Source organism: Actinosynnema sp. NPDC023658 (assembly GCF_040639995.1).
Lineage (GTDB): Bacteria > Actinomycetota > Actinomycetes > Mycobacteriales > Pseudonocardiaceae > Actinosynnema.
This window is the reverse complement of sequence record NZ_JBFAAX010000638.1, coordinates 1-3,303: the sequence shown is the minus strand read 5'-3', so window position 1 is coordinate 3,303 and position 3,303 is coordinate 1. Positions and strand designations below refer to the sequence as shown.

Annotated in this window: 5 protein-coding genes; 1 reads left to right on the top strand and 4 read right to left on the bottom strand. The window is 74.4% G+C overall.

The features are described from left to right. Positions 1–166: 166 nt before the first annotated feature. Positions 167–928 carry an ESX secretion-associated protein EspG gene (locus AB0G02_RS32505; RefSeq protein WP_360801845.1) on the bottom strand — a complete coding sequence of 254 codons (762 nt, stop codon included), beginning with the start codon at positions 926–928 and terminating at the stop codon, positions 167–169. Between the two features lie 72 nt (positions 929–1,000). On the opposite strand from AB0G02_RS32505, the gene AB0G02_RS32500 reads away from it, so the two are divergent. After that, the gene (locus tag AB0G02_RS32500) at positions 1,001–1,747 is read left to right on the top strand and encodes an AraC family transcriptional regulator (protein WP_360801842.1); all 747 of its coding nucleotides are present in this window, start codon (positions 1,001–1,003) and stop codon (positions 1,745–1,747) included. Here the strand turns inward: AB0G02_RS32500 and AB0G02_RS32495 are convergent. Genes AB0G02_RS32495 through AB0G02_RS32485 form a run of 3 tightly spaced genes read right to left on the bottom strand, consistent with a single transcriptional unit; the run spans position 1,674 to position 3,146 of the window. Beyond that, positions 1,674–2,237: a hypothetical protein gene (locus AB0G02_RS32495; RefSeq protein WP_360801840.1), complete on the bottom strand. Its 564-nt coding sequence runs from the start codon at positions 2,235–2,237 to the stop codon at positions 1,674–1,676. The two genes, AB0G02_RS32500 and AB0G02_RS32495, sit on opposite strands and share 74 nt — an antisense overlap. 11 nt (positions 2,238–2,248) lie before the next feature. After that, on the bottom strand, positions 2,249–2,887 hold the full coding sequence (locus AB0G02_RS32490) for a hypothetical protein (RefSeq protein WP_360801837.1): 639 nt from the start codon (positions 2,885–2,887) through the stop codon (positions 2,249–2,251). After that, positions 2,880–3,146: a hypothetical protein gene (locus AB0G02_RS32485; RefSeq protein ID WP_360801834.1), complete on the bottom strand. Its 267-nt coding sequence runs from the start codon at positions 3,144–3,146 to the stop codon at positions 2,880–2,882. Before AB0G02_RS32485 ends, AB0G02_RS32490 begins: the two co-directional genes overlap by 8 nt. Between the last annotated feature and the right edge of the window lie 157 nt (positions 3,147–3,303).

Below are 3,303 nucleotides of genomic sequence, written 5' to 3'. Positions count from 1 at the left end.
CACGTCCTGAGCGTTCAACTCGCGTGTCCCGAACGTAGGACACGCGCGTTCCGAACGTAGGACACGCGCGACGTGAATGTAGGACTCTCGCGAGAGTCCTACGTTCAGAGCGCGAGAGTCCTACGTTCAGGACGGGTGAGTTGAACGCTCAGGTGCGGGTGGGTGGTCAGGTGCGGGCGCGGGTGAGGAGTTCGGTCAGGCGGCGGGTCAGCCACGGGGTGTCGGCGGGCGACAGGTGGACCCACTCGGTGTGCACGGACTCCTCGGTGGTCAGCGCGTAGCGGCCGGCAGCGGTGTCGGTCCAGCTCAGCACGCGGGAGCGGCCCGCCGGACCGGTGACGGCCAGCTGACCTGTCGCCTGGCGCGGCGAGTCGACCAGGGTGGTGATCCCCCGGGTGGCGCGGCCGGTGATGTCGGCCTGGGACAGCGCGCGTTCCAACCCCTGGTGGCCCGCCTTGGCGTAGCCGTCCATCGCCGCGGCGAACACCGACCGCGGCATCCGCACCTGCTCGCCGGGGCCCGCCGGGGCGTCACCGATGACGCGCGTGATCGCGGACGTCAGGTCGGTGACCGGTTCGAGGGCGACCTCGTGGTCGTTGAGCACGGCCAGCACGCCGCGCCCGCCGCGGGCGGTGGCCAGCACCCGCCACGGGTGCGGCCGGAACACCAGGGCGTCCACCGACACCTCGCCGTGCGCGAGCAGCGTGAACAGGTCCTCCAGCTCGGTCGAGACCTCCACGCCGTCGGCCAGGCCCGCCTCGGTCAACGTGCGGAGCACCTCGCTGCCCAGGGCGTCCCGGGCGTCCATCGTCTCGCCGTGGGACCGGACTTCGAGCGGGTAGGGCGGCTGCCCCTCCCCCAGGTCCTCCCACAGCAGGTCGAACTCCAGGTGGGACAGGACGACCGCGGTCGCCGAACGTCGCGCCATGGGGCACGAAGGTAGCGGGCGGCGGCGACTTCCGCGGCCGGTTGGCCAACACCGGTGGCTACGCTGCTCACCGTGGACGTCGCCGGCGGGTTCCTGACTGTGCGGGCTTCCGGTGCGGCGGCGGCCAAAGCCGCGCTCAGCGGGGGTGCGGCCACCCCGGAGCACATCCAGCTGCTGGTCGGCTGCACGGTCGCGGAGGTGCCCGGCAAGGGCACCGCGCTTCGGTTTCCCGATTGCGCCCTGCACGTCCTGCCGGACGTGGTGATGCTGACCGTCGCGGAGGCGCGGCTCACCGTCGGCTTCGGGGAGCTCAAGCCGCTGATGTTCCAGCCGGTGCCGGTCGACACCGCACTGCGGGCGGTCTTCGCGGGCGCCGTGGCGCACGTGCTCGCCGCCGCGCACTCCCTCGACCCGCACGGCCTGTCGCACCACCTGCTCGGCCTGGCCGAACTGGTGCTGCGCAGCGCGCTGCGGGCCGAGCTGGAGCGCGTGGACTCCCTGGTGTCACGGCGGCGCGAGGCGTTGGAGTACATGCGCGAGCACCTGTCGGACCCGACCCTGAGCGCGGACCGGGTGGCCGAGGCGTTGTTCATCTCCCGCCGCCGCCTCTACCAGCTCTTCGACGACGGGCAGGGCGTGTCCGAGCGCATCCGCGGCCTGCGGATCGACCGGGCCAAGGCGTTGCTGGCCGACCCGGCGAAGGCGGCGCGCGGCATCGGGGAGATCGCCAAGGACTGCGGTTTCGTCAGCGCCGCGCACTTCTCCCGGACGTTCCGCCAGGTGGTCGGCCGGACCCCGAGCGAGTTCCGGAACCGCTGACGTCGTCGAACACCACCCCCGACACGAACCGGCCCGCCAGGCCGGACACCTCCAGCCAGCCGCGCCCGGTCGGTGAGTGCAGCGTGAACACCGCGATCCGCGGGTGGTCCGGGTCGGTCACCACGACCTGGAGCTGCGCGCCCGGCCCGTTCACCGGGATGCGTTCGACGATCACGACGGGGTAGCCGGTCGCCGTCTCACCGCGGGTGACCTCGCGGATCGTCGGACCGTCGAGGTGGAAGGCGGGCTCACCGGGGTCGGTGGGCCGGTCCACGGCGACCACGCCCGCCATCAGCAGCGCGGGGTCCGCGTCCCGGTGCTCGACGACGGCCAGCAGCCCCGCGCCGTGCCGGTGCGCCAGCTCCGCCGCCTGCACGGCCGACACCTCGAGACCCGGGTCACGGGTGCCCTTGAGCCGGTGCAGGACGGCCGACAACTCCGCCGCGGTGCGTTCAGGACTGCCGAGTGCGACCGGGGTGACCCCCGGCACGGGAGCGAGTCTCACCCCAGGCCCGCCCGGAACGCCGCCGCCGCGCCCCTGGTGGACGCCGGTCGAGGTGGGCCGAGCAGCACGGACGCCAGCTCGGCGGTCATCGACGAGAAGCTCGCCAGCGTGTCCGCGATGGCCGTCGACGGTTCCTCGGCGCGCAGCCGTTCGGCCACCCGCCTGGCCTCCGCGCGGTGGTCGCGCTCCAGCAGCCGGGCCTCCTCCAGCACCTCGTCCAACTGGCGGCGCAGCTGCTCGTGCCGCGCCACGGCCTGCTCGTGCGCCTGGCCGTCGGCGCTGGTGAAGGCGGCCATCGCACCGGTCCGGTCGACCTCGTCCGCGGCTTCGGCCAGCGCGCGCCGCACCGTCAGCGCCCGGCGGTCCAGCTCCTCGGCCCGCCGCTGGTTGCCCAGCAGCGTGGTGGCCCAGCCGTCGAGCACCTCGGCCGCCGCCCGCATCGCGCGCCGCACCGCCGTCAGCTCCGACACCACCGCCACCAACCGCGTCCAGAACCCTTCCGCCGCCGCCCCCGTCCACTCCTCCGGCGCGGAGCCGGGTACAGCGAACGCGACCGACAGCCGGTCGCTCGCCGCCGCCACCGCGCCCGCGTGGCCGGGCGCGGGGTCGAAACCCAGACCCCGGTAGTCAGCCATGGCGCAGCTCGTCGGCCTGCCGGTAGGTCTCACCCGCCGCGCGCACCGCGTCCGCCACCGCGTCCAGCTCCACCCCGCGCAACGCCCGCGCCCACTCGGCCACCAGCTGCTCGACCGCCTCGGTGACGCCTTCCGGGCCCAGGTCGCCCGGCGGCTCGTCCACGGTGGACGCGGCGGTCCGCACCTCGTCGGCCACCTCGTCCAGCCTGCCCGCGAACGCGTCCAGCGCGTCCGGGTCGACCTGGTAGCCGTCGCTCATTCGCCGAGCACCGGCGGGAACGCGGGCGGCAGGTCGTCGAGCAGGTCGAGGCCGTTGTCGTAGCGGTTGCGGTGCTCGCCGTCCTCCTCGCGGTTGCCCGGCGCGGTCGGCGGGTACATGCCGAAGCCCTGCGGCCCGCCCGCCCCGACGGCCGGTC

Coding starts and splice junctions, on each gene's coding strand:
- AB0G02_RS32505 (WP_360801845.1), bottom strand. CDS start 928: ATGGCGCGACGTTCGGCGACCGCGGTCGTCCTGTCCCACCTGGAGTTC.
- AB0G02_RS32490 (WP_360801837.1), bottom strand. CDS start 2,887: ATGGCTGACTACCGGGGTCTGGGTTTCGACCCCGCGCCCGGCCACGCG.
- AB0G02_RS32485 (WP_360801834.1), bottom strand. CDS start 3,146: ATGAGCGACGGCTACCAGGTCGACCCGGACGCGCTGGACGCGTTCGCG.